The following is a 26,648-nucleotide window of genomic DNA, read 5'->3' on the forward strand; positions in this document are numbered from 1 at the left end:
TCGACTTGCAGACAGCCCTTTTTTCTATTCAATATTCGGTTTGTAGAAAGATCGGTTGTCCAGTGGGAAAATTCTTTCCGTGAATTCACCGTTCGCCGTCTTAGACATCGCCCGATCAAGCATATTCATTTTCGCATCGATATTATCGATATAATGAAGAATTTCCGCTTCCATCAACATCGGACGTTTCGGGCTTCCCCACTCTTCTTTACCGTGGTGGGAGAGGACCATATGCTGAAGAAGCATCACTTCTTCCCCATGAATTTCGAGTTCGTCCGCCGCTTTCGATATTTCATTCACCATGATAGTAATATGGCCGAGCAAGTTCCCTTCCACCGTATATTGCGTACCGATCGGACCGGATAGCTCGATCACTTTCCCGACGTCGTGCAAGATGATGCCAGCATATAGAAGATCCTTATTCAAAGAAGGATATAATTCGGCAATCGCCTTTCCGAGCTTCAACATGGATACGACATGATCGAGAAGCCCAGACACATAATCATGATGGTTCCTTGTCGCAGCAGGGTAAACAAGGAAATCTGATTGGTGTTTTTTCAATAGATGTCTCGTGATCCGCTGGATTTGCGGATTTTTCATTTCGAAGAAGTATTGCAGCAGCTCTTCATAAAGCACTTCCTTGCTCTTTGCGGAAGATGGGACGAGATCAGAAATCGTCACACCTTCATCTTCCTTCGCAGGGCGGATGCTTTTAATGCGAAGCTGATTTTTTCCTCTGTACTCATGAACTTCTCCGCCGACTTTGACGATTGTTGCAGCTGCATACAGACGTTCATGCTCTTCACCGGCATCCCACAGCTTCGCCTCGATATCACCGCTTTTATCTTGCAAAATGAGTGTCATAAATGGGCTTCCCTGTTGAGTGATGCCCTTCGTCGATTGTTTAATGAGTAAATAAAGCTCAACCGGCTCCCCGACTTGATGTTCCAATATTTTTTTCACCTTATCATCGCCCCCTTGGCGCTTCCAATGTCGGAAACGTTAATAATCGTTGCATTTGTCCAGTATTCTACTATCTTATCATGACATGTGAAATAGATGAACTGATGCTTCGCACTTAGCCGCTCCATTATTTTCAACATACGTGAAAATCTCATTTCATCAAAGTGGACAAAAGGATCATCCAACAACAGTGGAAATGGAGCCGTCTTCTCCTTTGCAGTTGCTAGCGACAAGCGCAATGCAATATACGCCTGTTCCTTCGTCGCCTGGCTCAGTTCAATGATCGGATACCGCCTTCCATCTTGGGCAACGGCTTGGAAGTAACCATTTTCCGATAATGCGAGTGCCATGTAAGTGCCTCCCGTCAGTTCACTAAACAGTTTTTCCGCTCTATCCAGCACTTCGGGCAGCTTCTTCTCCTTCAATTCATCCATCATGCCTTTAATCGCTTCGACGATTGCTTGACGAACCGACCATTGTTTCGCAAGCTCGGCAAACTCCGCCTTCTTCATTTCAAACAGTTGTTGTTTCCGCTGATAGGAGTCATCCGTCAACAGCTTCTCAGTTTCAACTTCCAAAGTGGCCTTTTCCTTCACAAGCGAATTGATAACGTCTTCGAGGGCTGCAAGACGTCTTTCAACTTTGTGGACTTCTTCCCTTAGCTCTCTTTCCGAACCGCCGCTCTCATCCTCAACAGCACCATGCACTGACAACTGGGATTCGAGATCTTCAAGTTGCTGCATCAACGTCAACGTTTCCTGATAGTCGGCATAAGCTTTGTAATACTGCTCTTCCGTCTCCACTCCTGCTTCTGTGAATAAATCCTGTTGTTGGCTGTGCAAGGAAGATAGCAGTTCTCCCGCTTCCTGTTTCTGCATTTGGAGTTCTTCAATCTTCTGCGCTAAAGTTTTAAACGCTTGTGCTTCTTCTTGTAAAGATAGATAGTCAGACCGTAATTTTTCGTAAATCGATGATTCAGGTGCCCCCGCGGTAACAATCCGTTCGACCTCGGTTTGCCTCATGCGGATTTTCCCCTGTAACTCTTCAGATTGCCGAGCGGCGTCTTCCAGCTCGCGTTCAACTTCCTGCAGCGAGCGCGCCATGCCAAAAAACTCATGAAGGATGCCCGGGTTCGGGATTTTTTGCAGGCCATACGCAACAAAGAATTCTCTAATTGATCCTTCAAGACGTTCCTTCTCCTGCACGATTGCCCCGTACTCTTCCTCCAGCACACCCATTTTCCGTTCGTTCGTCTTTGCTGCCTCCTCTAGCAGTCTGTGCCTCTGTTCATAGTCTTGCACTTTTCCGATGAGCGCTTCCATCTCCGCTTCCTGTCCTGCATATTCGTTGATGAGCCGCTCCATCTCATCATTATTGGGTGACGGCTGACCGCTGTGTTTCCCAAGTTTTGAAAGTGCGGCAATGACCGCTAGGCACGCGCCAAGTCCGACGACTATCCATTGGTCCCCGATCAACCCTACTATGGAGATGACGGCTGCGACAATTAGAAGTATCCATAGCAGTTGCGGGTTTCCGTCATCCCGGCTTGAGCGGCTCATGTGTACATATGCTTTCGCTTCAGCCAATCGTCTTCGGATCGACGGCCACTCTTCCGCTTGTTTCCTCTCCGCTTCGGTAGGGGAATTCTTTTGCAATGAAAGCTGGTCGGTTCGAATGTCGCGCAGTTCGTTCTCCAATTGAGTAAGCTGCCGATCTATATACCCGATCTGTTGATTCATATCATTCAGTTCCTGCAGTTGCCCGTATAGATACTCTTCCTGATGAATAGAAACGTCAGCCTGCAACAGCTCGTCCGATTTATCCAAGCCTAATCGATCGAGCATCCGCATCCTCTTCACATTCAGTTGAGTTAACCTTTCACGGATGGAGCCGACAGCTGACCGCCACTCATGCCATTCCGGCTCTCGTGCAAGCAATCGCTCCATTTCCGTAAGCATTTCGGGTCGCGGATAAGTAGGGATTTTCTCCGCCATTGCAGTTAGCTCAGCTTCCAGACCGCGCTTCTTCGCCTCCATCTCCGTCAATCTGCCGCTGATCATCTCATAGCGACGTATGCCGTCAGACGGAAAGGAAGATTTACGTACTTCGTCCAGCCTTCTTGAAAGGTTGCGCTTCCGCTCTTTCAACGGCGATAATTGCAGCTCCAGTTCGAGAGCACGATATTGCTCCCGCAACGATTCATATGCCGCTTTCGCTTCCTGCCATTCCCTATCAATTTCATGGATCCTATCCATTTTCGGAGCAAATGTTGACATCCGCTCCTGTTCGCTTTTCAGCTCTTTCTCCATTTCCTTCAACTCGATGGCCCGGACGTTCATTTCAGGATTACGGCCGGATTTCTTGAATAAATCCCCCATTTCCTTCTCCATCTTCTTTTCAACTCGCAATAATGTGTCGACCCCTGTCGTGCCCGAAGATAGGAGCGTCCGGCTCAATTCGGTCTCGTCCATCCGTTCGAAGCCTTGCAATTGAAGAATAGAAAACGAGAAGATCGATTCAAATGAAGCACGGTCATATTGCCGTACCAATATTTGTACAGCCTCTTCCCCGCCTGTCGTGCCATCCTCGAAATAGACGGTGACGTCACCAGATGATTTACCTTGCACCCGTTCAATGATGCAATTTCCATGGACTTCATCATACAAATGGACTTGGCCGCCAAATTTGCCGCCCGCTTTTGGTTCATATCGAAGCTGCGCGCTATTCTTTTGCGGAAAGCCGAAAAGCGTCTGCACGATGAATTGCTGGATTGTCGTCTTGCCCGCTTCATTGTGGCCGTAAATTACATTTATGCCATCCGTGAAATCGATTGTCTTGTTTTCATGCTTCCCGAAGCCGTAAATGACTAACTTTCGAATTTTCACCTATTCACCTCCATCACTGTCGGCAATTCATTCAACAGGAGTTTCTCTACTTCATTCCGTAAATCTTTTATATCTTCTTCCTTCAACGGGTCAAGGTATCGCGCTGTCCGGACATGTTGATATACGTCTCCAAGCACACGTTTCCATTCATTTTCTGACCAGCTGTCGACTTGTCCAAGGACGGATTCCAGGAGCGCATTGTTTTCTTGCCTATGGAATGTGTTTAGTACGGTCAAACGCTGTACCCACACAAAAGGTTCATGCATATCCAACATTTCACGGATTGTTTCCAGCCATATGTCTTCGGCTGTTTGTGCAAAAAAGGCGGCGGTTTCCTCGTCGAGATTGAGAATTTCAACATCGACGACAGACGGCCCATGTTCCGAAACGAATGAAAGAAGCGCATCCTCACAGACGGCAAGCCATTCATTCGCATGCCGGATATCAACACAAGGGATTTGGATTTTCGCGAAATGAACGGCTGATGTCGGAATGAATGTCAAGATCGCCTCCGATTTACTGAGCTCCACTTCGTAAAACCCTTTTTCACCTGACTCATTCCTGTGGCGTCCTTGGATATTCCCCGGATAGACAATCGGGGGATCTTCCGATAAATGCTGGCGCACATGGATATGGCCCAGTGCCCAGTAATCATAATGCTTCGATTGCAGCTCTCCGATCGTGAAAGGCGAGTAGACTGCATGCGTTTCATTTCCGGCGAGACTGCCGTGCAATAATCCGATATGGAAGGATTGATTGTCCGACGCGGTCGGGTAGTTGCTAATCATTTCTTCCCGGACATGCCTATTCGGATAACTGAAGCCATGGAGCACAACGTCCATGCCTCTCACCGTCAATGATACTTCTTCCACGTCACCGGAAAACTCATGGACATTCGACGGCAGTTCGAAACGGGTCCAATTCCCACTCAGATGATCATGGTTCCCATACGTGATATAGACAGGAATTTCCGCTTCATGAAGCTTTTCCATTCCATCTTGGAACTTCCGCTGTGCCCGTAAGCTACGGTCTTCGCCATCATATAGATCTCCCACAATTACAATAAAGTCCGGAGACGTTTCCACGGCATAGTCAATTAATCGGTTGAATGCGGTGAACGTGCTCTCCCGCAATTCATTCAAACGTGCTGGCGGCATTCCCGTCATCCCTTTGAAAGGACTGTCGAGATGCAAATCAGCTGTATGTATGAATCGGATTGTAGACATGTTTACCTCCCACTTTCGTGACGAATATTTGTTCTAATTTTACCATATGTGAAAGTGTTATAGAAAAGAATAAAGCCGCTATCCGTCAAACTTCCGACGAAAAGCGGCTTTCTATTATTCTTTCCCTAATTGGATCGCTTTTTTGATGTCTTTCAGTGAACGAGAAGGTCCATACATGAGTACGCCACCACGGTACACTCTCGCTCCGAACCAACCGAGGATGAAAATTGTCAACAGCATAATGGCGATTGACAGCAACGGTTCCCACATAGGAAGATCAAGCATGCCTACCCGTAAAAACATGACGAGCGGTGCAAAGAACGGGAAGTATGATGAATACGTGACATAGCCGACTTCAGGATTGCCCAAGCCTGTCATGGCAATGAGGAATGCCGCCACAATGAGTAAGGACATCGGCATGATCATCTGCTGGACATCTTCCGTCCTGCTGACCAAAGAACCTAATAATGCGGCAAGTGTTGCATAGAGGAAATAGCCGAGCAGGAAGAACACTGCTGCGTATACTAATGTGCTGATGCTAACATCCTGTATGCTCAAGAAATCGGAAAACTCGCCAGGCACTCCCGTAGAAGACGTCTTCAAAGCGATAAAGCCTGCTACTCCATAAATGATGATCTGTAAAATCCCTAGTGATCCGATACCTAGCACCTTTGCAAACATATGCTTCACAGGAGAGACACTCGAGATGAGGATTTCCATCACTCTCGAAGATTTTTCGTTCGCTACATCCATCGCAATCATGCTCGAATACAAGATGACTGCAAAATAGATGACAAACATGAGGACATAGACGAGGACTCTCGCTTGGCCAAGCTCCTCTTCCGATTTTGCAGACCTCGAAACATTCTTCTGCTCAAACTGGATCGGTGTAAACAACGTTTGCACTTGTGCACCTGTCAGTGAAAGCTCCTCGGCTTTCAGTTCAGTCTGAATTGATTGCAATGCTTCCTGGATGCGTCTCGGTATTGAAAAGTCAATCATGCTCATTGTCGTATAATTAGCATGGATTGTTCCATGTTCATCAACTGACAGAGCTAGGAATGACTCGATCTCGCCAGATGATACTTTATCGTCAAGAACTGCCTCCGATTCAGTAGCCGCTTTGACTGAAATATCGTATTCTCCAGCTTCCAACTGCGCTTGAAGCCTGTCAACGATGATGCCGCTCTCATCCACGACTTGAAGGACTTCTTGTGAATCTCCTGCTCCCGTTACGTTTTGCACCGTATCGATGATCTTTGATATATTTGAGAGCAGGAATATACCTGCAATCATGAGTGCAGTAGTAATAATGAAAGACTTGGATTTTGCCTTTGACGTAAATGCCTGTTTAAAGATGATCCAAAACTCACGCATATTCTTTCCCCACCTTTGCGATGAATATGTCTTGCAAGGAAGGCTCTTCGATTTCAAAATGACGGAGAGGCCCCGCTTCCAATGCTGCAGAAAGCAAATCGTTCGCGACTTTTTCATCCTCGATTTGGAATACAGCTCCTTCGATCGAATGAGCGACGGAAAGGACTCCCGGAACGCTGCCGAGTTCCGTCAGATCATAATCGGAACGAATTCGCACATTTTGCCTGTCGAATGAGCGTTTCACGTCCCGGAGCGAGCCGCTTACAATCTGCTTGCCGTGATGGATGATGCTCAGCTTCTCGCATAATTCTTCCACATGGTCCATCCTGTGGCTCGAAAATAGGATGGTCGCGCCGTTATTCCTGAAATCGGTGATTGCTTTCTTCAACATTTCCACGTTCACCGGGTCAAGGCCTGAGAATGGTTCATCGAGGATGAGCAGCTTAGGATCATGCATAAGTGCTGCAATGACTTGGATCTTCTGCTGATTCCCTTTCGACAGCTCTTCCACTTTTTTGTTTTTGTTTTGCGAAACTTCGAACCGTTCGAGCCAATAATCGATCGACTTCTTCGCATCCGCCTTTTTCATTCCGCGCAGCTCGCCAAGAAAAATGAGCTGATCTTCAACTTTCATCTTGGGATACAGTCCCCGCTCTTCAGGCAAATAGCCGATTTCAGGACTCGTTGCATAAGAGATTGTTTTATCGTTCCAAGTGATATTACCTTCATTCGCGTTCAATAACCCTAGAATCATCCGGAACGTAGTCGTCTTACCTGCCCCGTTTGCGCCAAGGAATCCGTACATGGAGCCTTTATCAACTGTCAGATTTAAATGATCTACAGCAGTGAAAACCCCGAACCGCTTCGTTACATTTTCGAGTTGCAATGACATTGTTTATCCCCTTCCCTTTACAGGCTTCATTCTATTACGTAATTACTAGATGGATAGTTTCGTTAAATCCGCTTATTAATAAGCAGAACACCGATAATATATGAAATGAGCAACTCCCCGCCTTTCGATCAATGATGTTTATTTACAATCGCTGCTCCTATCGCCCATGAAAGCATATGAATGAGCCAAAGCGCGGTTAGGATGAAAAACGCCAATTTCGCCCCTTCAACTATCATGACGATAATCCAAGCAATTATAATTGCACCAGTCATCACCTTCCAGGAGATTGATCTCGCGTGTCGATGGAGATTTGCATACCTTTCATCAAAAATGCGCTCTTTCATCCCTTTTTTCCTTACAAAAAACCAGACGATTGCCCATATGACTAACCCCAATGGCAAACCAACTAAAAACGCCCAAATATCAAACCCTTCGTACATCCTCACTCCTCCTCCGGTATGAAAATATCTTCAATACTGCAATTGAATAGTTTGGCAATTTTAAACGCTAATATCAATGATGGATTATACCTTCCCTTTTCGAGAGAGATAATTGTCTGTCTTGACACTTCCAACCTCTCCGCAAGATCATCCTGCGTCAATCCCATTTCGGTACGCATTTCTTTAATCAAGTTATTCAGTTACATGCTCCCCCTTTCAATTGTAAAGGTAGCTTTACGTAAAGGTTACTTTACTATATGCAGGATGTCAAGCAACCTTTACAAACATTTTAAAATGAATAACTATTCATTTTTAAGACATTCATAGTATAATGGAGAAAAGCACGGGAGGATGAGCATCTTGAGAACTTATAAATTGACGGCGTATGAAAAGACGGGAAAATTACTTACAGAAGAAACGTTTACAGCGGAAAATGATGATTTGGCAAAAGAAAAAGGCCATGCATTGCTCGAAGAAAAAAATCTTCTTGAACAAACACATCGCCTTGCTTCGCCAGCAGGAAAATTATTGTTGTTTCATGTCTGATGTAAAGTTTGGCGGCAATGTTGCCGCTATGATATGTTAATGGAGCAAGCCATAGTATGGAGGTGCTTCCTTGAACATTGCACTCATTGCACATGATCAGAAAAAGGACGAAATGGTGAATTTTACGATTGCATATGAACACGTATTTTCGAAATTCGAGTTGTATGCAACAGGTACCACTGGCAAACGAATTATGAAAGAGACTGGCCTTAAAGTTAACCGGATGATGTCAGGACCTTTAGGCGGGGACCAGCAGATCGGTGCGATGATCGCCACAGGAAAGCTGGACTTGATCCTGTTCTTCCGCGATCCATTGACCGCACAGCCCCATGAGCCTGATGTAAGCGCGTTACTGCGACTTTGTGATGTATACGGAATACCGCTCGCCACGAATATCGCAACTGCCGAATTGTTGATTGCGTCGGTAGAAAGAGGATACTTCACTTGGCGGGACACAGCAGATAAATACAAATCAAAAGAACTTGATCCTGTAGAGGATTAAGTTTTTTTAATTTGTGAAATAAATGCTCAGAGCTTGCTGAAGCGTACCGACCATTTGCGTATTCCTCTCGAATTGTACGCCGAGACGAACCATGCTCCGGACGACATCCGGCCGTAAACCGGTAATTGCAGTCGTACATCCCATCATGGCTGCCCCATCAATAATTTTCTTTAACTGATCAATCACTTCAGCTTCCATGACAGCGATTCCAGATAGGTCCATGAGCAATGTTTGAATATGTAATCGGCCGACTTCCGTCAATACTTTCTCTTCCATCACTTTCGCCCTGTAGTAATCAATTGAGCCGATTATAGGCAGAATACAAACAGTCGGGTTAATCGGGATGATAGGCACGGATAGGTTTTCCACCAAATCCCTTTGCGCTTTCAACAACTCATCCTTATAAGCAGAGTAACTAATGAAAAACGCATTCAGGAATTGATCGATCGAGCTGTTAATCTGTCTTTCAAACTGAAAGAACTTGATTTGCACATTATTTTCCGCGATATATCGTTGAAGGAATGTCCAAAGTGTCCTCCGAATCGCCTGCACCCACTCCAATTTGAACGAGAGTGTCAAGGAATGGGTCGCCCAAGCAATCCCTTCCACTTTGGCGAATTGCCGAAGTTCATCCAATTTAGTTTCCAAAGCATAACTGACAAGTTTATGTGCATTATTAATTAAGTCAATATTGCCCACTTCTAGGATCGTATTAATTTTCTCCCTTACTGTTGACGCTTCGAATAATAATTCCTCTTCAAAACTCTCCCCGTTATCCTGAATGAATCTTTTCAATTCTAAAGTAAGATCGATAGTCATAAGTATCCTCCGGTGTAATCCCATTTTTTCACGCGAGTACAGCTGTTTCCCTCTAGTGAAGGAAACAGCTGTACATGTATTCATTCTCCTATAAATGCAGGCTTTCGTTTTTCTACAAAGGCATTGATTCCTTCTAAATGATCCTTTGTTTTGCGCATAGCGACTTGCTGTTCGCTTTCCATGCGTAATACATTTTCCATTTCACCGATTTTTTGATCATGTAAAATCTTTTTGGAAGCAAGCATTGCCGCGATTGGAGCAGACAGAAACTGTCGGGCTAGCGTCTCGGATGCTTGACTGGCGCTTCCATCCGGGACGATTTGGTCGATAAGCCCCTTCTCCTTAGCGATTTCCGCATGCATCACTTCCCCGGACCAGATGAGTTGCTTAGCTTGCGGCACACCGATCCGCTCTTTCAAGAAGAAATGGCCGGCTCCATCAGGCACTAGCCCGATTCCAATGAAATTCATTGCGAGTTTACTATTCTCTTCTGCAACAATGACATCACAGCCGAGCGCCATACTGAAGCCGAGTCCTGCAGCGGCTCCGTGGATTGCGGCAATCGTAATTTGCGGAAGTTCGTATAATGCCTTTGCGAGGCGCGAAACATCAATCATCACTTTTTCAATATCCATTGGTGCATTGGGATCGATCATTTTCTTTATGTCCCCGCCCGCCGAGAATGTGCGGCCCGCCCCATTGATAATCAACACTTGAACCTCGTCATTGGATGCTAGAGATTCAAAGGCATCTGCCAGTTCCTTCATCATCGTGTCATCCATTGCATTCATGGATTCCGGCCTGTTCATTGTCAGCCGAGCAAGCCGGCCTTCCATTGTCAATTCGATTGTAGAATACAAAGTTAAATACCCCCTTTAAAAGATGAATAAACATTCATTAGTACTTATTCGTTGATTATCGAGAAATTCCTTCTTAAATCGAAATAAAAACCTTAACACTTTTAGAGTGCCAAGGTTTACTTCTGCTTCAGTCTACTTGAATGGCTTGAGGGAAAATCCGTTCAAGATGTTCGATTTTCTTTTCTATATATTCTTCAAACGTAAGGATATATGCAGCGGGGTCTTTCGGATTTTGGAACTGAGTGATTTTCCCAGTAGCCGGATCCATGAATTTACTGGATGCCCCGCAACCGATTCCGATGATCGTTTGGACTTCCTCCATGATAATAATATTGTATATACTTTCTTCGCCGGGTTTCGCGTATCCTACGTTCTCCAAGTTGCCGAGGATGTTTTTTTGGCGATACAAATAATAAGGGACATAGCCGTTTTCTTTCGTCCATTGCTCCCCCATCTCCATCATCTGTTCAACCGTTTCCCTGTCAGCCACTTTATATTTCTCTTTGTTCCGCGTCATTTCGGAAGCCCGTTTAAATGAAAGCGTATGGACTGTCAGAGACTCCGGCTGCATTTTCGCCGTTTCGTCAAGCGAGTGGCGGAATTCTTCCAGCCCTTCATTCGGCAAGCCGATGATCAAATCCATATTGATGTTTTTCATCCCCATATTCCGGGACAGCCAGAATTTATCGATCGTTTCTTGAACGGAATGATGCCTTCCGATCGCTTTCAACGTTTCATCCGTATACGACTGCGGATTGACACTGATCCGATCAATTCCCCATTTTTTCAGAACATCGATTTTGGCAGGAGTGATCGTGTCCGGACGTCCTGCTTCGACAGTAACTTCCCTTACTTCCTTCATATGTGGGAACGAATCATACATTGTCTGATAAAGGGCATCCATTTCGTCCGCTTCGATGGAAGTCGGCGTGCCTCCGCCGAAATAGATTGTCGTAATCTTAATGTCACGCTCCGTCAACCACTTCCCGATTTCGCGGATTTCTTCATGCAGACCGTCGAGAAATGATTCGACACGTCCGTTTTTCCGATGGATGGCGTAAGCCGGAAATGTGCAATATGCACATTTTGTCGGACAGAACGGGATGCCGATGTAAATGCTCACATCGTTTTGAATCTGATGCAAGTCCGGAATCGCCTGGAGCTGAACATTTTCAATCGTTGCCAACAGCTCACTCTTCTCTTCGGAAATCCGGTGTTTTTCCATTAAAAGATGTTTTGCCTCTTCGACGTTGTGACCTTGCTGGCGGTATTTATGGAAAAGTTTCATCGGACGGATTCCGGTGAGGATTCCCCATGATTGTTTCATTCCGGTGAGCTGCTCCAAAACTTCAAGGAAAACGTGGGAATAAATCCGTTTCAGCTGACGGGTCTCGGTTTCCGTAGAATCGGTTGTCAATTGTTCAGAAAAAGTGGCGCTGAATTCATTGCCGTCATGCGTTAGATGGGCGTGTCCTACAATTGCTGAACCGTCTTTATTTATGGATAGATCTATAAGTATTCCTTCTTCGTCGGGATCAGTACTCACTTTAGATTGCTCGAAGAATAGATTAGCTAGATGGGTGAACATCCGGATCCAATCTTGTTCAAATGATTTTGTAAGGATTATTTTCTGCATGGTTTACTCCAACTTTCATCATTGACTAACTGAAATAATAACACAAAAAAACCGGCTGAGCCGGTTTTATTGCATACTTTCATACATTTCCTGAACCGGCTTCATTAAGACACGGTTCACTTCTTCAATCAGGCCACTCAGCTTCATTTCTGCTTGAAGCATTTGCATGATCTTTACGTTTTGCTGGGCTAGTTGTGCTGTCTTTTGTGCATACTCCAGCTCTTCATGCGCAATTTCTTCGCCTTGCATCTGCTTTTGCTGAAGATCCATTTGAATTTTACGGAAGCTCTTGAAGAGCTCAAGCGCCTGCTCATCGTTCTTCACTTCCTCAATCGCGTTTTTCACCTCTGCAAATTCGTCAGTCTTCCGTAGTGTCGACTCCAATTTGTTCAAATCATCATAAATATTAACAGCCATTAATTATTCCCCCTATGATAAGTTTGTGAAAAAGACGATCATGCCTTGCACAATCCCGATGATGCCGCCTAAAAAAGCACCAAGGACTGTAATCATTTTAAATTCGCGCCTCGAAATGCCAAGGACGAGATCTTCCAGTACAGAAACCGGGAACGTATCTACCTGCTCCTTGACAATTTCGTCTAGCTTCAGCTTTTTCAACGATTCCTCCAGTTGCTTTTGGGCTTGATCGAAAGCGAATTGCATCACTTTCGGCGTCAAATTTTCTGCGGTCCACTCGGAACCTTTTGGCCAGTAATCATGGACTGTTTTATCCAAACGGCTATCTAACGCAAGTTCCTTGTTAGCATATGCTTTAATGGAAGTGAACAGTCCCTCCCAATCGAATCCGGCAAGCAGTTCTTCCATCGGACGCTTTTGCAGCTTTGTAAATTCCTTGTCGATCAATGAATGCAGCAGATCGTACGTGCCTGGCGCATTGATGAATTTCAATGCTTCGCGCTGCACTTTCTCAACGAGCGAGTTGGAATCACCGAAGAACATGTTCAACATGCCGCCAAATGTCCCTTTCGACTCGAGAAAGTCATTGATCAGTTTTTGGAACATCACTTTCCCTTCAGACGAATCCACAAATTGCCCGGCCCGCTGCAGGATATAGTTTGTCACTACAGGAATATGTGCTTTCGCCCGTTCCTGCCACTCCACAGGGACAATCTCTTCAATCGTGCCCGATGTAAATTTCGTGCGCACGCTAATGAGCTGGGCATCGATAAGTGATTCGATTCTCCGCTCGGCTTTCTCGACAATGTCATGAGCGCCCGCCACTTGCAGCCAATCATGCAATGTCTTGTCCGAATGAAGCACATGCTCTTCCATCTTGCTTTGGAGGAATGCCTCTGCTTTTCTTTCCATTTCAGGTGTCAATAATTTATTGCGCAATACATCGGGAGTCACTAAATAGTTCGTGACTGTCCTCCCTAGTTGCACGGCAAGTTCATCACGCCGCTTTGGAATCAACCCTGGCGTAAAAGGGAGACGCCATTTTCCAATATATTTCGCCTCATGGGGTCTGAACAGCATCTTGATCGCCAAGTGATTCGTAAATCCCCCAATCAACGCCCCGATTAAAGCCATAAACAACAATGTCCATAAGAAATTCATCGCTTCACCTTATTTCCGATTCGTTCGGTTTTCATTATAACAGAAGGAGTTGATTTGGAAAAAGTTTTCGATATGGTAGAGCTTGTTGTATCTGAGTGATCAAAAACAAAAGAATAAAGCCGTTTGCAGAAAACTGCAATCGGCTTTTCATCATTTATTCGAATGAAAGTCTTCCTTCTTCATCCACTTTTAAATATGCCTCATTCCAGGTCAGTTCAAGCGGATATGCTTCCGATACTTTTTTTGAAAAATACCAGCGACGGCCTAACGGAGCGAGAAGGATGTAATTATCACCGCGTCCAAGAAAATTCAGTTCATCCGGTTCCACTTCGGTGCCATTACGGAGCGGAATTCCGAGATCTTGCAGTTCATCGCCCACTTCGACGACATGCGGTGTCGTTATACCGACTTCGCTAATATTCAAGAATGATTCTTTTGTCAAATCACCAAATAGATCCCGTTTTCTTCGGCCAATCAACTCAACGATATTGCCGACCGGGTCTTCAAAGTACATTGCATCTGCGTCAAAGCTCGGGAAGTACACTTCGTCCCGTCCTTCTTCACGGTTCAGTGTCACGCGATCCAGCATCCAGTATTTCATCATGGAAAATTGATTGCCTGGGATGTTGATGGCGAAATGATAGAATGCCGGTTTTTCACTTTGCTTGAATGTTAGATGTGATTCGCCGATCCTCACGGTGAACTGCTCAGCTGTCGACTCCATCACATCAAGTTCCAACACGTTTCCGTAAAAACGTCGTAATGCTTTTAGGTTGTTTGTATATAATGTAGCGGCCTTGATCATCTTCACTTTTCCCCTATCTCTACTTCTTTATTTATTTTATTCAACCCTTTGTAAATCAATAAAAGAACAACGTAAATAAGTAATGCCCCAATTACTAAGTTCCATAAGTCGAAGAAAACATATCTGAAATGGTCTGGATGAAATAGTTCCGATGCGAATGAAATAGGAGTCTGTCCATTATACTCTATCCATACCAACGGCCATCCGAATCCATATTCAGTTCCCGGAAGGATTAATGCTGAAGCCACAGCAAGGATGACACTCAGTGCAAACATCTTTTTGTATTTCAACAAACTCTCTTCCCCCCTCTAGGAATAGTGCGGGACAATTTTAAGAATTCTTGATAAACTACTATACAACTATCTTACCATAAATTATGAAAGAAAATGGAGTGATTCTTATGATCCGCTATCCGAATCCTTTGCAACAGGGAAATACAATTGGCGTGACGGCGCCGTCTTCAGGTGTTGATGAAAGTCTTCACCATCTTGTTCATCATGCAAAACGCCAGTTTGAGAAAAGGGGATACCGAGTGAATGTCGGTGATACTGTGTGGACACAAAACAAGTCTGCTTCAGCAGAGAAAGAAATCCGTGCGGCTGAGCTAATGGCTATGTTCAAAAATCCGGAAATCAGTACAATCATTCCTCCATGGGGCGGGGAAATCCTGATGGAGATTTTGCCTCTCATTAACTGGGAGGACATTGACCCTAAATGGATTTTAGGTTATTCAGATACGAGCACCTTCCTTTTTGCGCTGACAGTGAAAACCGGTATTGCGACCGCGCACGGACCGAACTTCGTCGAATTGCGCAGCGATGTATGGGAGCCTGTTGCAAGTAAATTCATGGATATCTTACAAGCGACTGCGGGATCAGATATTGAGCAACATTCATCTGCAAAGTTCCAATCCAAATGGCAACATGATGCGCCGGATGATCCGTATGTCTATAAATTGGATTCACCGACTGAATGGAAGTCGCTCGGATCAGGAAACGTTGAATTGGAAGGGCGCTTTTTAGGGGGCTGTATGGATACGATCCGTCACCTTGTAGGAAGCCCCTATGGTGATATTGCTTCATTCCAGAAAAACTTTTTGAACGAAGAGCCGATTTTATGGTATTTCGAGAACTGTGAAATGAACGCCACCGATTTCCACCGGACAATGCTTCAGTTTGTCTATGCAGGATGGTTTGAAAACTCAACGGGCATCATCTTCGGTCGCTCCCCTGCCGGTCAAGAAGTTAAAGGATTCACCGTATTGGATTCAATGGAAAGAATAAAAGAGCTGACCGGATTGCCGATCGTTTACGATGCCGATGTAGGTCATGTGCCTCCGCAAATTACATTTGTAAACGGGGCAAGCGGAAGAGTGACTGTGGAAAACGGAAAAGGAAAAGTCAAAACTACGCTTCGATAACCTCTCAACCGGCTGACTTTTCTGTCAGTTAACGATAGAATGGAAGAAAGATGTTTTTAAGGGGGAGTACGCCTATGCCAATTTCATTTCGCAAACATGATGAATTTTTCACTTTCCATGACCCGATGCAAGACGGGAAGTTGATCGACAGAAAAACTGAAATCAGATTTGATCCGTTAACCGGTGAAACATCCCGTATCATTTTCGACCCGGGTGCGCCATTTGTGCCGAAGGATTATTCGGAACTCGCTAAGGCGACGGAAGGTAAGAAATGCCCTTTCTGCGCTGAAAACGTATCAAAAATTACGCCACGTTTCCCGGATGAGCTTGTGGAGGGCGGACGGTTTGTCGGCAAAGAAGCGGTCGTATTTCCGAATTTATTCCCTTACAGCAAGCATAATGCCGTTGTTCGCATGTCCGAGCAACATTATGTGAAGCCCGAAGAATTTACGGAAGAACTCATTTCGGATTCTTTTAAAGCTGCACATCAGTATATCGAAAAGGTATTGGAGTTCGACGCGAAAACCGAATATGTCTCCATCAATTGGAACTACTTGCCGCCTTCGGGAGGAAGCATCCTTCATCCGCATATCCATGTGTTGGCTTCGGAGCAGCCGACGAATTATCAGGCGGCGGTCACATCTAATAGTCATGCGTTCTATGAAGTGGAAGGTGTAAATTACTTCACTTCGCTTGTAGCTGAAGAAAGAACAATTGGCGAACGGTGGATCGGCAAAGCAGGCTCCATTGACTGGATGCATGCATTTGCTCCGAAGAGCCATTGCGACTTCATCGGAGTTTTCGAAGCGGCTTCCTTCAATGAACTGACAAGTGACAGCTATGAAGACCTTGCAAAAAGCCTTCTCCGTTTCTTCAGCTATTTCAAGGAAGTTGGATTGGAAAGCTTCAATGCCGCTATGTTCATCCCTGTGAACAAGCATGGCGCAGAGCAAGTCCATTTCCGCCTGATTCCCCGCATGACAATAGGAGCTTTAGAAACAAGTGATATGAATGTGTTCAATTATTTGCATGGGGAACCTTTATCTTTGAAAGCTCCTGAAGTGGTAGCTGGCGATGCAGCAAAGTTCTTTTGAAGAAAGGAATGTAGCGTAGTTTTGAATAAAACAGTTGTGGATCGAGTCGGACGAAGTGTCACTTTTAGCTTCCCGCCAAAAAGGATTGTCTCATTATGTCCTGGCATTACCGATACATTATTTTCGCTCAACCTGGATGCGGAAATTGTCGGTCGGACCCGTTTTTGCATCCATCCGAAAGGGAAGGTTGAAAATGTACCGGTAGTTGCAGGTACTAAGGACATTAAACTGGAAGCAATTCTAGAAGTACAACCTGACCTTATCATCGTTGAAAAAGAGGAAAACACGAAAGAGATTGTGGAAGAGTTGGAGAAGCACTTCCCTGTCTATGTCGCTGAAGTGCAATCGGTGGATGACGCATTCCGGATGATCGAGGATATAGGAAGCTTGACGGATCGGAACGAAGCCGCCAGTGAATTGGCGGGTGCTATCCGAGAACAATTTGAATCTTTACCTAAGGCCACTGGGAAGCGTATTGCTTACGTCATTTGGCGGAAACCGTATATGGTTGTCGGGAAAGATACATATATTAATTCGCTACTCGAAAAGATGGGATTCATCAATCCGTTCACTGAAGCGGATGGCAGATACCCAGCCGTCACGGCGGATGAATTTCTGCGGGCTGAATTGGACTTTGTATTCCTGTCATCGGAGCCCTTCCCATTCAAAGAAAAGCATTTAAAAGAGTTTTTAGATATGATGCCAGAAACTGAACCGGTCCTTATCGATGGGGAAATGTTCTGGTATGGACCGAGGATGTTAGAGGCCGCAACTTACTTTCAAAAACATTTAGAAATATAATAAACAAAAGCCACCATCAACTTCGATGCTGGCTTTTTGATTCATTACAAATCGGAGAGCTCTTTCTGAATCCTTAGGCGATACTCTTCATTTCCAAGTACTTTTGATTCAAACGAATTAACATTGTTTCGAATGAGCATTCCTTGCCAAATGCTTAATTCATCGGTGAAGATAACCATTTCAATTTTATCGCCATTATGATTTTCTGCGTACATTGCGTCGTTTAATATGAATGCAGTCGATCCGCCTTTTGCACCAAGATGTACAAAACGCTTCTTGTTGCCTTCGTTGAGTTGCATCGGCCACTCCAGTAAATCCCTTACTGTTTCAGCAGCGTCCTCAGGAAGTTGATCATTCGAAATCATCCCTAATAACTTCCCGTAATCATTTGCAGATGCGCCGATTAGGCGATTCGACCATACTTTTTGTACCTTTAATGGCAAATCAAAAGTATAATCTTCAATCTTGATTACCCCTTCCTTCAGCTGAGTACTTAAATGCATCGCTAACTCTCGATATTGCTTAGGCGGCATTGCTTCAAGCTCGCTAATTAGTTCCTCGTTGTTCTGCGACTCGTTTTTCCAGTATTCCGGAATAAGAAGCGCACTAACAATCGGATAAACTTCCTCGTGCTTCGTAAGACCAAGTGCTTTTGCCTGATCATTAATCGCATCTATGCCTAGCAAATCAATTAAATAATCTGTATTGGCATTGGAGCTATAGGTTACCATTCCTTTTGCGACATCATGCAGTGTTACTTCATTTCCCTTAACTTTGCCTTCATTACCCATCGCTTTCAGCCACTCTTCATGTGCATTGCCATCCGTCCCTTTATAATAATGCCGGGATAGCTCATCCAAGGATACTCGGCTATTTTTATCCAACAATCCTTCATCTATTTGCAGCGCATATTCGACAGCAATCAACATCTTTACTGTGCTTGCCAATGGACGTACTACATCCGATTGATAAGTGATTAATTCAACGCCATTTTCCGCCAAGTAAAAAGATGTAGTTTGCGGATTTTCTTTTAAATGTTTTAAAACATAATCAGGATTATCTCGAAACACGGAATAGACTGCAATCCCAATAACAAGAATAATTGCCCCATACGTTAGTAATCTCTTCTTTGTATACGTCTTTTTATTGAAGAGAATCATAGCAATAATCCCTACAACAAAGGCAAACAAATAATTCACATTAAACAATAGGACCGCAATAATAATCGATAGCGCGATTACTTCTGTCACAATAACTCTTCTTATTTCCTCTTTCGTCCTATTCTCTTTTTTAAGTAAAGACAAAGGCGTAACAATAATAATTCCCAACATCCCAATCCAAGCATAAATGTTCATACAGTCACTCCCCTATTGGCAACTTAGTATTTTCTTTTTAACACCGATATGATGAGACCATGAAGAATCATTAAACCTGAAATTAAAAACCAAATAACTAATTTGTATGTATCGTAATCTAGGTGACTGATGAAATGATCATACAACTCGATTAAAAACCATCCTAACGGCATTAAAGGGAACACTAATCCATAGGATTTATTTGAAATGCTTCTCCCCCGCTCATCTTTATTCTCGTCGCCCATTTCGAATTTCAGTGAAATAAAGACCGCGATAAAGAAAATGAGTACATATATAATACGTAGAACAGCTAAAAAAACCTCCATTTTCATTCCTCCCCTATTTCATATTGAAAAACTTCGTGTAATTCCACACCAAACAGTAGTGATATTTCAAAGGCTAACTTTAAAGATGGATTATACCTGTTTTTTTCAAGTGAAATAATCGTTTGTCGGCTCACGCCCAGCATATCAGCAACCTCTTTTTGGGATAGTCCTCTTTCAGCTCTTAATACAACAATTCGATTACGAATCTTTCTTTCATCATTTAACGACATGTAGAATCACCTCTTATAAAACGAGTGTAATATATTTCATACCTTATGTAAAGTATTTTTAACCTATTGTGTGAAATACTTTACACAACCCATATATTTTTCGAATAAAAAAACACGGGAGCATCGTAAAGATGGTCTCGTGTTTGCATTTATCTCAATGAATTATAGATCGTTGACATCCGGATTGCATGCTCCATCTCGTCATGCATGGCGATAAAAATTGGATTGTACGCTTGCTGAATGGGAACTGTCAACAGCATTTCCTTATATGTCTCCACCCCATCCAACTCATCGACAAGCGCCTGTTTAACGCATTGCTTAAAGTTGTAGCACGGAATCGGCTTCTTTGGATTTTGTACAAATGTCCCTGTCATCATATAATAGAGTTGTTGCAACATTTCATAATGGCTTTTTTCATCCTCATACGCGTGCTGGATGAAATCCCGCCAAAGCGGATCGTCCGTTTTATCATACATCGACTTGTAAAAGTAATAGTCTTTGTATTCACCCTCAATTGCCTGTTTTAATTTATCAACAAACACGTCAGCACCCTTTCGCATCTTTTGTACACTTTATGCGGTTGGGCGCTTGTCTATGAAAGGAGCAATTCGATGCTACAGCATTTCAGCTATAAACCGATGTTTGCCGGCGGCAGCTTGCCAGGCTGGACATTTTCATTCTTTTATCAAAATGAACGATTCACAGGCGATTACAAGCCGGACGGCACGATCGTCTGGACAAGTGGAACACCGTCTGATGAAGAAAACGTCAAAAAAATGATTCATGAGCTAATGACATTCCACGTTTATGAATGATGACATACTTTACGTACATACTATCCTTCGATAAGGAGGCGATATGTATGGCTAAAGATAAAGAAAAGACCCCTGAGCAATTACACAATGAAAAAGAACAATTGAAGATTCAAAACCAGAAAACTGAAAACGTCTTTGAGGATAAAAGCCGGGTGCCTGAAGAGCAAAATGCTTGGAAGGAAACCCAGTATAAAAGAGGCGAATAAAAAAAGGGCGGTCCCAGAAACAAACTGGGATTGCCTATTTTTATTCTCCAACCAACTTCCTTCTTCCAAATATGAAATAGTAATAAAGGGATGAAACAATATACAATCCTGCTGTAATCGTGAAGGCATACGCATAGCCCCAATAGGATCCGTTCGCGACAACGAGCCCAGTCGCAATAGGGCCCATCGTTGCCCAACCCAGATTAAAAACCATCTGGTTCATCGAATTGGCGAGCCCTTTGTATTTATCCGACACGACTTCCATCGCCACGGCACTTTGAATCGGATTGCCTGCGTTCATGAGCGCCTGACGCAGGAGGAAGCCGAGCGACGCCAACATGAGCGACGTCGTGTACGCTGTCAATAGCAGGAAAGGGATTGATAATGCTTGGAATAAAATTATCGCCTTCACCTTGCCGACTTTCCGCGAAAGTGCTGGACCGATCATCGCCGCCACCGCAGTCATCGCCGAACCTAATGATAGAACAAGCCCGATATAAGAATTAGACGCGTCAAACCGGTTCGCGAAGTACAAATTCAAGTATGGTATGACCAAACCTGAACCAAAACCGATCAGTAGACTTGCGAATGAAAAATGGAAGATGACAATCAGATTCCGCTTGAAGCTAACATCCGCTGTTGGAGATTCCTCTATATGTTCCTTCTCCACCATATCAGATTCAGTTGATTTCTCCTGCAATTTGAATAAAGGGATCAAACCGATTGTAAAAATTGCTGAGCCCAAAAGCAATGCATAGCGGATCGCTTCCACTGTGCCGATTTTGAAGACAGTTTCCAGTACGTCCGCAATAATCCCACCTGCCAAGCTGCCGACGACATTCGCAATTGTAATGATTGCAAAATTGACGCTGAATAGCCTTACCCGCTCTGTCGGAGATGAGTTCTCTGCAAGAAACGGGATGCCCGATACTTGAACAAATGCCATGAATAAGCCTGTCAAAAACGCAGCCGTAATAATCGGCGACTCTGCAACTGCAATCCCTCGATAGAAGAGAGTCGCCACTGTTAAGACGGCACCGCCCACAATCATCCATTTCCGACCGAATCGATCGCTTAAAAAGCCTGCAGGGACGAGCATGATAGCAGATGCCATTGCCGTCATAGAAATGACTTTGCCATTTACAGTTTCCGGCATTCCGAGCTCCCGTATGTATAAATTGTACATGACCATAAAAACACCCATCCCAATCTGGATGAGCGCATTTCCTATGATAAAAAGCCTAACATTCCGATTGAAGGAGGAGAATTTACGTCCCCATTCACTGAACCATTTCATCCACATTTCCAACTTTCCCTAACAATTACTTCGACACTCTAAATATACGTGTTTGCGAAACATTCTGCAATAGAGTTTTTAGGATAGTCAAATTTTTTCCTGAAATAGAAAAGAGAGCCGATTTTATATCACATCTAACGTGATATAAAAGCAACTCATTCTCCCCTGTGCAATGTGGTCAGCTCTGCTAAATACCACGGATATAATCACTTACAGTCTTCTTGAAAACTTTTGGATTTTCAACATAACTACCGACTACCCATCCACAATCCGTGCAAATCAGATGTATCAAACTGTGGTTAAAACCCATTTTTTCATAAGGTGTCACGCCTGCGTATCCTGATTGCTTACCTCTGCCTATCTCGTGGCTGCCGCATTTTGGGCATTCCTTCGCATTAAATTTCACCACTATCATCTCCCCTCTTCTACTAATACATTTACGGTTCGACTACTTGAAAGTTTCAGCAAAATTGTGCGGACTACCTGTTTTGAGCGCGGCGGGGCTTGCTTTGAGCGCGCAGCGGCACGCTTTGGACGCGGAGCGGCACGCTTTGGACGCGCAACACCTCGCTTTGGACGCGCAACACCTCGCTTTGGACGCACAACACCTCGCTTTGGACGCGCAACCTCTCCCTTTGGACGCACAACACCTCGCTTTGGACGCACAACCACTCGCTTTGGACGCACAACCACTCCCTTTGGACGCGGAACCCTTCACTTTGGACGCGAAACCACGCGCTTTGGACTCGCGCAATCTAACTACAAAAAAACTGTCACAGAAAGTCATTTATCCGACTTTCCGTGACAGCCCCTACCTATAATTTAACCAACTCTCGAACTAGTTCCCGCCTGCAGTTTATACATCTGTGCATACTGTCCGCCAAGCGCGAGCAATTCATCATGATTGCCTTGCTCAACGATTTCGCCGCGATCCAACACTAAAATGCGATCTGCGTTTTTAATCGTAGATAAACGGTGGGCGATGATGAACGTCGTCCGTCCCTTTTTCAACACATCCATAGCGTGCTGGATGATTTCCTCGGTTTCCGTATCGATATTGGAAGTCGCTTCGTCCAATATCAAGATGGCCGGGTCAAAGGCTAGTGCGCGTGCGAATGAAATGAGCTGGCGTTGGCCGGATGAAAGCGTACTCCCCTTCTCCACGACCGGCTCATCAATCCCGCCTGGTAAATGCTTCAACACACGGTCGCCGCCGACTGCATCAAGGGCATCCTGGACTTTTTCACGTGAAATGCGCGTATCGCCCAGACTGATGTTCGATTCCACGGTTCCGCTGAATAAATACGGATCCTGCAAGACGATTCCCATATGATCACGTATTGTCTGGCGTGACATATTCGCGATGTTCATTCCATCTATCGTTATCTTCCCTTTCGAAACATCATAGAAACGGAACAGCAAATTCATGATGGAGCTTTTCCCCGATCCAGTATGACCGACGAGCGCGACCGTCTCTCCTTGTCTCGCCTCGAAGGATATGTCCTTCAACACATATTCCTCATCCTTATAAGCGAACCAGACATCCTCGAATCGGACATTTCCGCGATAACGGGCAATCTTCTCATCGCTGACCGGCTCCCCTGGTCGATCCAACAGCTTAAAAACGCGTTCTGCGGCGACGAGGGAATGCTCGAGTCGCGCAAACTGATTGACGACTCCCGTGATCGGGTTGAACAGCCGGGTAATATAATCGACGAATGCGTACAGCATACCTACAGAAATGACGCTTTCCGCCGACAGTGAAGCACCGCCGAAATACCAGATCAGAAAGACGAAAGCGAGCGACCGGATGATGTCGACAAGATTATGGGACGTCGCCGCTTCGACTTTCAATAATTTGCTTTGGTACTTATAATGCTCATCATTCAATTCATTGAATTCCCCATCCATCTGCTTCTCCCTGCGGAAAGCCTGGATAATTGTCATGCCATTGATCGATTCGTTGATCATCGCATTCATCTCGCTGTTTTTGCTGCGGATGATATGGTTTACCTTTGCTGCGAATCGCCTGTATAACTTCATCCAAATATAAAGGACCGGCAAGACGAAAAGCGTGATGGCACCCATTTTCGGATCCAAGTAAAAGAGTGCGATGAAGATTCCAAGCATATACATGCCGCTGATCGCAAACTGTGAAACGACCGTCACATACAAATTACGAATCGCTTCCGTGTCGTTCGTAATCCGTGCGACGACCTTCCCAGCAGGCAGATCATCGAAATAGCGGATCGGCAACGTCTGGATATGCCCATACAATTCGTTCCGCATCTTCTGGATAATCCGGTTCGCCGCTTGCTGCAGCAATAAATATTGGAAATACCTTAGAATCGCCGTAACGACTGCCAAGCTGAAAAATACAGCCAACAGTTTGGCGATTGGTGTAAAATTGATCGTTTTATCAAGTGATGTTGCTATATGATCGTCTATGATCTTCTTCGCAATTAACGGCCCCATCAGATCCGCCGCGACCGCGAAGCCGAGAAGGACGATTCCTGTAATTAAAAGCTTCTTATAATCAAGTGCATACTGCACTAATCGTTTACCCGTAGTCATACTTCAACCTCCCCGATCTGCTGGCGGTCGAATTGCTCTTTATACCATCCGTTGTTCGCTAGCAAGTCTTCATGTCTTCCTTCTTCTATTACACGTCCGTCATCGAGCACGATGATCCAATCCGCGTGTTGGATAGCGGATAGTCTGTGTGTCGTAATGATCGTTGTCTTTCCTGAACGTTCCGACTGGATGTTCTCGATGATTTTAGCTTCCGTCTTCGCATCGACAGCAGACAGCGAGTCATCGAGAATAAGGATTTCAGGGTTTTTGACGAGAGCACGCGCAATTGAAATCCGCTGCTTTTGCCCCCCTGACAACGCAACACCTTTTTCGCCGACTAATGTATCTAATCCTGCCGGCAGCATCTCTAAATCACTTTCGAAATGTGACAGACGGATAGACTCCGAGATATCCTCCTCTGTCGCTTCCGGACGTCCGAACAGAATGTTTTCCCGGACAGAACGCGAGAAGAGCACATGATCCTGCGGTACATAGCCGATCCAATCACGGACTTGATCTTTCTTCAATGATTGAAGTGCGACATCCGAGAAGACGATCTCCCCGTCACCCGCCGGATACTCACGAAGCAGTTGCTTGACGAACGTCGTTTTCCCGCTTCCCGTCTTTCCAACGATGCCAAGCGTCTGCCCCCGGTCCAACTGGAGATCGATATGATCCAAATTGACCGCGTGCGACATCGGATACGTGAAGCTGACATCGTTGAAGCCGACGCTTTCCGGCTGATCGACGTCAATCGGATTGTCAGGATCTTTCACATCTTCCTCATAATCAAGCGTCTCCATAACACGGTCCAGTGATGCATTTCCGCGCTGCAACACGTTGATCAGTTCGCCGATTGCAAACATCGGCCAGACGATCATTCCTAAATAGACATTGAATGTGACCAGTTTTCCTAATGTAATTTCTCCTGTTGAAACTAAAAACGCACCATACCCGAGCCCGATCATATACGTCAATGCGGTGAGCACCTTCGTAAACGGCATGAACAGTGCATCGATCTTTTCAACATGCATATTTTTCTTGTATACGTCTTCCGTCATATCCGCGAACCGTTGCTCCGAAGCACGTTCCTGCACATAAGCACGGACGACGCGGACACCCGCCACGGCCTCCAGCACATTATCATTCAGCTCCCCGAACGACTCCTGCGCCGTCATATACCGTTCGTGGATTTTCTTGCCGAGCACCTGCAAAATGAACGCTAAGATCGGCAACGGTATAATCGCTGCGAGCGTCAACTTCCAAGACACGACGAACCCCATTGTAATAATGAGCGTCCCTAAATACGCAGTCGAGTCGACGAGTGTCATGATTCCGAAACCGGCAGTCTCTGAAATTGCGCGAAGGTCATTCGTCGAACGCGCCATTAGATCACCTGTTTTATTCTTCTCATAAAACGTTGGGGTCATCTTCAGGAAATGCCGCATGAGCCGCGTCCTCAATTGCCGTTCAATAACATACGCCCCGCCGAATAGCTGGTATTGCCAAACAAAGTTTCCGACATACGCGACAAGCATGATAAGGAACATTGCACCAATGAATAGTGCAAGAAGATGTGTTGTCATCGTCCTTGTATAGATGGTGTCAATCGCCTGCCCGATCAACCATGGCGGCAAAATGACGAGCACATTCGCCACCATTAAAAGGACGAGTGCAATCGTGTATCTTTTGCGATTTTCCCTGAAAAACCACTTTAATTTAAATAAAACCGAAAACATAATTTCAACCTTCTTCCTTCAATTCTGTAAAACTATCCACTCTCTAGAGATTCCTTTTTCAATAGTTTCCGTTGCTGATTGACAATTTTCATGATCAGCACTCCTTTCCCACAGTTTTTTATGGTTGCACGTTGGTAAACGTGGAAACACCAGGAATTCATTCCAAAGACAAAAAAGGCACACGCCTCCTAAGATAAGCGTGTGCTCAAAAAAAAGGGACGACTAAGTCATGCCACCCCGGTACATTTCATACAATAGAAAA

Annotated in this window: 30 protein-coding genes; 8 read left to right on the plus strand and 22 right to left on the minus strand. The window is 44.8% G+C overall.

Going from position 1 to position 26,648, the window contains the following annotated elements; genetic code table 11:
• Positions 1-24: 24 nt before the first annotated feature.
• From yhaM to M3191_RS16965, 7 genes are all read right to left on the minus strand, one after another.
• Positions 25-963, minus strand: coding sequence for a 3'-5' exoribonuclease YhaM (yhaM, locus tag M3191_RS16935; protein ID WP_251701539.1), 939 nt, complete (start codon positions 961-963; stop codon positions 25-27).
• Positions 960-3,848, minus strand: a complete 2,889-nt coding sequence (locus M3191_RS16940; RefSeq protein ID WP_251701540.1) for an ATP-binding protein — start codon at positions 3,846-3,848, stop codon at positions 960-962. The genes yhaM and M3191_RS16940 overlap by 4 nt, the downstream gene beginning before the upstream one ends.
• Positions 3,845-5,074: a DNA repair exonuclease gene (locus M3191_RS16945; RefSeq protein WP_251701541.1), complete on the minus strand. Its 1,230-nt coding sequence runs from the start codon at positions 5,072-5,074 to the stop codon at positions 3,845-3,847. The genes M3191_RS16940 and M3191_RS16945 overlap by 4 nt, the downstream gene beginning before the upstream one ends.
• A 114-nt stretch (positions 5,075-5,188) precedes the next feature.
• Entirely contained in the window at positions 5,189-6,451 is a 1,263-nt protein-coding gene (locus tag M3191_RS16950) for an ABC transporter permease (RefSeq protein WP_251701542.1), read from the minus strand.
• Positions 6,444-7,343: an ABC transporter ATP-binding protein gene (locus M3191_RS16955; protein WP_251701543.1), complete on the minus strand. Its 900-nt coding sequence runs from the start codon at positions 7,341-7,343 to the stop codon at positions 6,444-6,446. Before M3191_RS16955 ends, M3191_RS16950 begins: the two co-directional genes overlap by 8 nt.
• Before the next feature lie 128 nt (positions 7,344-7,471).
• Entirely contained in the window at positions 7,472-7,783 is a 312-nt protein-coding gene (locus M3191_RS16960) for a hypothetical protein (protein ID WP_251701544.1), read from the minus strand.
• A 2-nt stretch (positions 7,784-7,785) separates the two neighbouring features.
• A complete protein-coding gene (locus M3191_RS16965) occupies positions 7,786-7,983 on the minus strand; it encodes a helix-turn-helix transcriptional regulator (protein WP_251701571.1) in 198 nt (65 codons plus the stop codon).
• Positions 7,984-8,143: 160 nt separating this feature from the next.
• Between M3191_RS16965 and M3191_RS16970 the strand changes: the two genes are divergently transcribed.
• Together M3191_RS16970 and mgsA are read left to right on the plus strand one after the other, a co-directional pair.
• Positions 8,144-8,329 carry a YhzD family protein gene (locus tag M3191_RS16970; RefSeq protein ID WP_251629049.1) on the plus strand — a complete coding sequence of 62 codons (186 nt, stop codon included), beginning with the start codon at positions 8,144-8,146 and terminating at the stop codon, positions 8,327-8,329.
• A gap of 70 nt (positions 8,330-8,399) precedes the next feature.
• Positions 8,400-8,831: a methylglyoxal synthase gene (mgsA, locus tag M3191_RS16975; protein WP_285853432.1), complete on the plus strand. Its 432-nt coding sequence runs from the start codon at positions 8,400-8,402 to the stop codon at positions 8,829-8,831.
• Between the two features lie 6 nt (positions 8,832-8,837).
• Here mgsA and M3191_RS16980 read toward each other — a convergent pair whose 3' ends face one another.
• From M3191_RS16980 to M3191_RS17010, 7 genes are all read right to left on the minus strand, one after another.
• Positions 8,838-9,650: an STAS domain-containing protein gene (locus tag M3191_RS16980; protein WP_251701545.1), complete on the minus strand. Its 813-nt coding sequence runs from the start codon at positions 9,648-9,650 to the stop codon at positions 8,838-8,840.
• A gap of 80 nt (positions 9,651-9,730) precedes the next feature.
• Positions 9,731-10,510: an enoyl-CoA hydratase gene (locus tag M3191_RS16985; protein ID WP_251701546.1), complete on the minus strand. Its 780-nt coding sequence runs from the start codon at positions 10,508-10,510 to the stop codon at positions 9,731-9,733.
• A 127-nt stretch (positions 10,511-10,637) separates the two neighbouring features.
• A complete protein-coding gene (locus tag M3191_RS16990; RefSeq protein WP_251701547.1) occupies positions 10,638-12,146 on the minus strand; it encodes a coproporphyrinogen III oxidase in 1,509 nt (502 codons plus the stop codon).
• 66 nt (positions 12,147-12,212) lie between these two features.
• Complete coding sequence (locus M3191_RS16995; RefSeq protein ID WP_251701548.1) at positions 12,213-12,563, minus strand: YlbF family regulator; 351 nt, start codon at positions 12,561-12,563, stop codon at positions 12,213-12,215.
• 12 nt (positions 12,564-12,575) lie between these two features.
• Positions 12,576-13,724, minus strand: coding sequence for a DUF445 domain-containing protein (locus M3191_RS17000; RefSeq protein ID WP_251701549.1), 1,149 nt, complete (start codon positions 13,722-13,724; stop codon positions 12,576-12,578).
• Between the two features lie 154 nt (positions 13,725-13,878).
• The gene (locus tag M3191_RS17005; RefSeq protein ID WP_251701550.1) at positions 13,879-14,529 is read right to left on the minus strand and encodes a glyoxalase; all 651 of its coding nucleotides are present in this window, start codon (positions 14,527-14,529) and stop codon (positions 13,879-13,881) included.
• Positions 14,530-14,531: 2 nt separating this feature from the next.
• Positions 14,532-14,822 carry a hypothetical protein gene (locus M3191_RS17010; RefSeq protein ID WP_251701551.1) on the minus strand — a complete coding sequence of 97 codons (291 nt, stop codon included), beginning with the start codon at positions 14,820-14,822 and terminating at the stop codon, positions 14,532-14,534.
• Between the two features lie 107 nt (positions 14,823-14,929).
• On the opposite strand from M3191_RS17010, the gene M3191_RS17015 reads away from it, so the two are divergent.
• From M3191_RS17015 to M3191_RS17025, 3 genes are all read left to right on the plus strand, one after another.
• On the plus strand, positions 14,930-15,949 hold the full coding sequence (locus tag M3191_RS17015) for a S66 family peptidase (protein ID WP_251701552.1): 1,020 nt from the start codon (positions 14,930-14,932) through the stop codon (positions 15,947-15,949).
• A 74-nt stretch (positions 15,950-16,023) separates the two neighbouring features.
• A complete protein-coding gene (locus tag M3191_RS17020; RefSeq protein WP_251701553.1) occupies positions 16,024-17,043 on the plus strand; it encodes a hypothetical protein in 1,020 nt (339 codons plus the stop codon).
• Between the two features lie 21 nt (positions 17,044-17,064).
• Complete coding sequence (locus M3191_RS17025) at positions 17,065-17,844, plus strand: ABC transporter substrate-binding protein (protein ID WP_251701554.1); 780 nt, start codon at positions 17,065-17,067, stop codon at positions 17,842-17,844.
• 44 nt (positions 17,845-17,888) lie between these two features.
• Here M3191_RS17025 and M3191_RS17030 read toward each other — a convergent pair whose 3' ends face one another.
• From M3191_RS17030 to M3191_RS17045, 4 genes are all read right to left on the minus strand, one after another.
• A complete protein-coding gene (locus M3191_RS17030; RefSeq protein ID WP_251701555.1) occupies positions 17,889-19,199 on the minus strand; it encodes a serine hydrolase in 1,311 nt (436 codons plus the stop codon).
• 23 nt (positions 19,200-19,222) lie between these two features.
• Positions 19,223-19,525 carry a hypothetical protein gene (locus M3191_RS17035; RefSeq protein ID WP_251701556.1) on the minus strand — a complete coding sequence of 101 codons (303 nt, stop codon included), beginning with the start codon at positions 19,523-19,525 and terminating at the stop codon, positions 19,223-19,225.
• A 2-nt stretch (positions 19,526-19,527) separates the two neighbouring features.
• Positions 19,528-19,755, minus strand: coding sequence for a helix-turn-helix transcriptional regulator (locus tag M3191_RS17040; protein ID WP_251701557.1), 228 nt, complete (start codon positions 19,753-19,755; stop codon positions 19,528-19,530).
• Positions 19,756-19,904: 149 nt separating this feature from the next.
• The gene (locus M3191_RS17045; protein ID WP_251701558.1) at positions 19,905-20,315 is read right to left on the minus strand and encodes a ferritin-like domain-containing protein; all 411 of its coding nucleotides are present in this window, start codon (positions 20,313-20,315) and stop codon (positions 19,905-19,907) included.
• A 51-nt stretch (positions 20,316-20,366) separates the two neighbouring features.
• Here M3191_RS17045 and M3191_RS17050 point away from each other — a divergent pair, with 51 nt between their 5' ends.
• Together M3191_RS17050 and M3191_RS17055 are read left to right on the plus strand one after the other, a co-directional pair.
• The gene (locus M3191_RS17050) at positions 20,367-20,570 is read left to right on the plus strand and encodes a YheE family protein (RefSeq protein WP_251696989.1); all 204 of its coding nucleotides are present in this window, start codon (positions 20,367-20,369) and stop codon (positions 20,568-20,570) included.
• Positions 20,571-20,617: 47 nt separating this feature from the next.
• Positions 20,618-20,776: a hypothetical protein gene (locus M3191_RS17055; protein ID WP_251696991.1), complete on the plus strand. Its 159-nt coding sequence runs from the start codon at positions 20,618-20,620 to the stop codon at positions 20,774-20,776.
• A 40-nt stretch (positions 20,777-20,816) separates the two neighbouring features.
• Here the strand turns inward: M3191_RS17055 and M3191_RS17060 are convergent, their stop codons facing one another.
• A complete protein-coding gene (locus tag M3191_RS17060) occupies positions 20,817-22,073 on the minus strand; it encodes an MFS transporter (RefSeq protein WP_251701573.1) in 1,257 nt (418 codons plus the stop codon).
• Between the two features lie 187 nt (positions 22,074-22,260).
• Positions 22,261-22,482: a transcription initiation factor TFIIIB gene (locus M3191_RS17065; RefSeq protein WP_251696993.1), complete on the minus strand. Its 222-nt coding sequence runs from the start codon at positions 22,480-22,482 to the stop codon at positions 22,261-22,263.
• Between the two features lie 100 nt (positions 22,483-22,582).
• Here M3191_RS17065 and M3191_RS17070 point away from each other — a divergent pair, with 100 nt between their 5' ends.
• Positions 22,583-22,894, plus strand: coding sequence for a hypothetical protein (locus tag M3191_RS17070; protein ID WP_251701559.1), 312 nt, complete (start codon positions 22,583-22,585; stop codon positions 22,892-22,894).
• Position 22,895: 1 nt separating this feature from the next.
• On the opposite strand, the gene M3191_RS17075 is transcribed toward M3191_RS17070, so the two are convergent.
• Positions 22,896-24,647: an ABC transporter ATP-binding protein gene (locus M3191_RS17075; RefSeq protein WP_251701560.1), complete on the minus strand. Its 1,752-nt coding sequence runs from the start codon at positions 24,645-24,647 to the stop codon at positions 22,896-22,898.
• A complete protein-coding gene (locus tag M3191_RS17080) occupies positions 24,644-26,386 on the minus strand; it encodes an ABC transporter ATP-binding protein (protein WP_251701561.1) in 1,743 nt (580 codons plus the stop codon). The genes M3191_RS17075 and M3191_RS17080 overlap by 4 nt, the downstream gene beginning before the upstream one ends.
• Between the last annotated feature and the right edge of the window lie 262 nt (positions 26,387-26,648).

The organism is Sporosarcina luteola (assembly GCF_023715535.1).
Classification (GTDB): Bacteria; Bacillota; Bacilli; order Bacillales_A; family Planococcaceae; genus Sporosarcina; species Sporosarcina luteola_B.

Bases quoted from the DNA above. Each gene is read 5' to 3' on its own strand.
- M3191_RS16945 (WP_251701541.1), bottom strand. From the start codon at position 5,074: ATGTCTACAATCCGATTCATACATACAGCTGATTTGCATCTCGACAGT.
- M3191_RS16950 (WP_251701542.1), bottom strand. From the start codon at position 6,451: ATGCGTGAGTTTTGGATCATCTTTAAACAGGCATTTACGTCAAAGGCA.
- M3191_RS16955 (WP_251701543.1), bottom strand. From the start codon at position 7,343: ATGTCATTGCAACTCGAAAATGTAACGAAGCGGTTCGGGGTTTTCACT.
- M3191_RS16960 (WP_251701544.1), bottom strand. From the start codon at position 7,783: ATGTACGAAGGGTTTGATATTTGGGCGTTTTTAGTTGGTTTGCCATTG.
- M3191_RS16980 (WP_251701545.1), bottom strand. From the start codon at position 9,650: ATGACTATCGATCTTACTTTAGAATTGAAAAGATTCATTCAGGATAAC.
- M3191_RS16990 (WP_251701547.1), bottom strand. From the start codon at position 12,146: ATGCAGAAAATAATCCTTACAAAATCATTTGAACAAGATTGGATCCGG.
- M3191_RS16995 (WP_251701548.1), bottom strand. From the start codon at position 12,563: ATGGCTGTTAATATTTATGATGATTTGAACAAATTGGAGTCGACACTA.
- M3191_RS17000 (WP_251701549.1), bottom strand. From the start codon at position 13,724: ATGAATTTCTTATGGACATTGTTGTTTATGGCTTTAATCGGGGCGTTG.
- M3191_RS17005 (WP_251701550.1), bottom strand. From the start codon at position 14,529: ATGATCAAGGCCGCTACATTATATACAAACAACCTAAAAGCATTACGA.
- M3191_RS17015 (WP_251701552.1), top strand. From the start codon at position 14,930: ATGATCCGCTATCCGAATCCTTTGCAACAGGGAAATACAATTGGCGTG.
- M3191_RS17020 (WP_251701553.1), top strand. From the start codon at position 16,024: ATGCCAATTTCATTTCGCAAACATGATGAATTTTTCACTTTCCATGAC.
- M3191_RS17030 (WP_251701555.1), bottom strand. From the start codon at position 19,199: ATGAACATTTATGCTTGGATTGGGATGTTGGGAATTATTATTGTTACG.
- M3191_RS17035 (WP_251701556.1), bottom strand. From the start codon at position 19,525: ATGGAGGTTTTTTTAGCTGTTCTACGTATTATATATGTACTCATTTTC.
- M3191_RS17040 (WP_251701557.1), bottom strand. From the start codon at position 19,755: ATGTCGTTAAATGATGAAAGAAAGATTCGTAATCGAATTGTTGTATTA.
- M3191_RS17045 (WP_251701558.1), bottom strand. From the start codon at position 20,315: ATGCGAAAGGGTGCTGACGTGTTTGTTGATAAATTAAAACAGGCAATT.
- M3191_RS17050 (WP_251696989.1), top strand. From the start codon at position 20,367: ATGCTACAGCATTTCAGCTATAAACCGATGTTTGCCGGCGGCAGCTTG.
- M3191_RS17055 (WP_251696991.1), top strand. From the start codon at position 20,618: ATGGCTAAAGATAAAGAAAAGACCCCTGAGCAATTACACAATGAAAAA.
- M3191_RS17060 (WP_251701573.1), bottom strand. From the start codon at position 22,073: ATGAAATGGTTCAGTGAATGGGGACGTAAATTCTCCTCCTTCAATCGG.
- M3191_RS17075 (WP_251701560.1), bottom strand. From the start codon at position 24,647: ATGACTACGGGTAAACGATTAGTGCAGTATGCACTTGATTATAAGAAG.
- M3191_RS17080 (WP_251701561.1), bottom strand. From the start codon at position 26,386: ATGTTTTCGGTTTTATTTAAATTAAAGTGGTTTTTCAGGGAAAATCGC.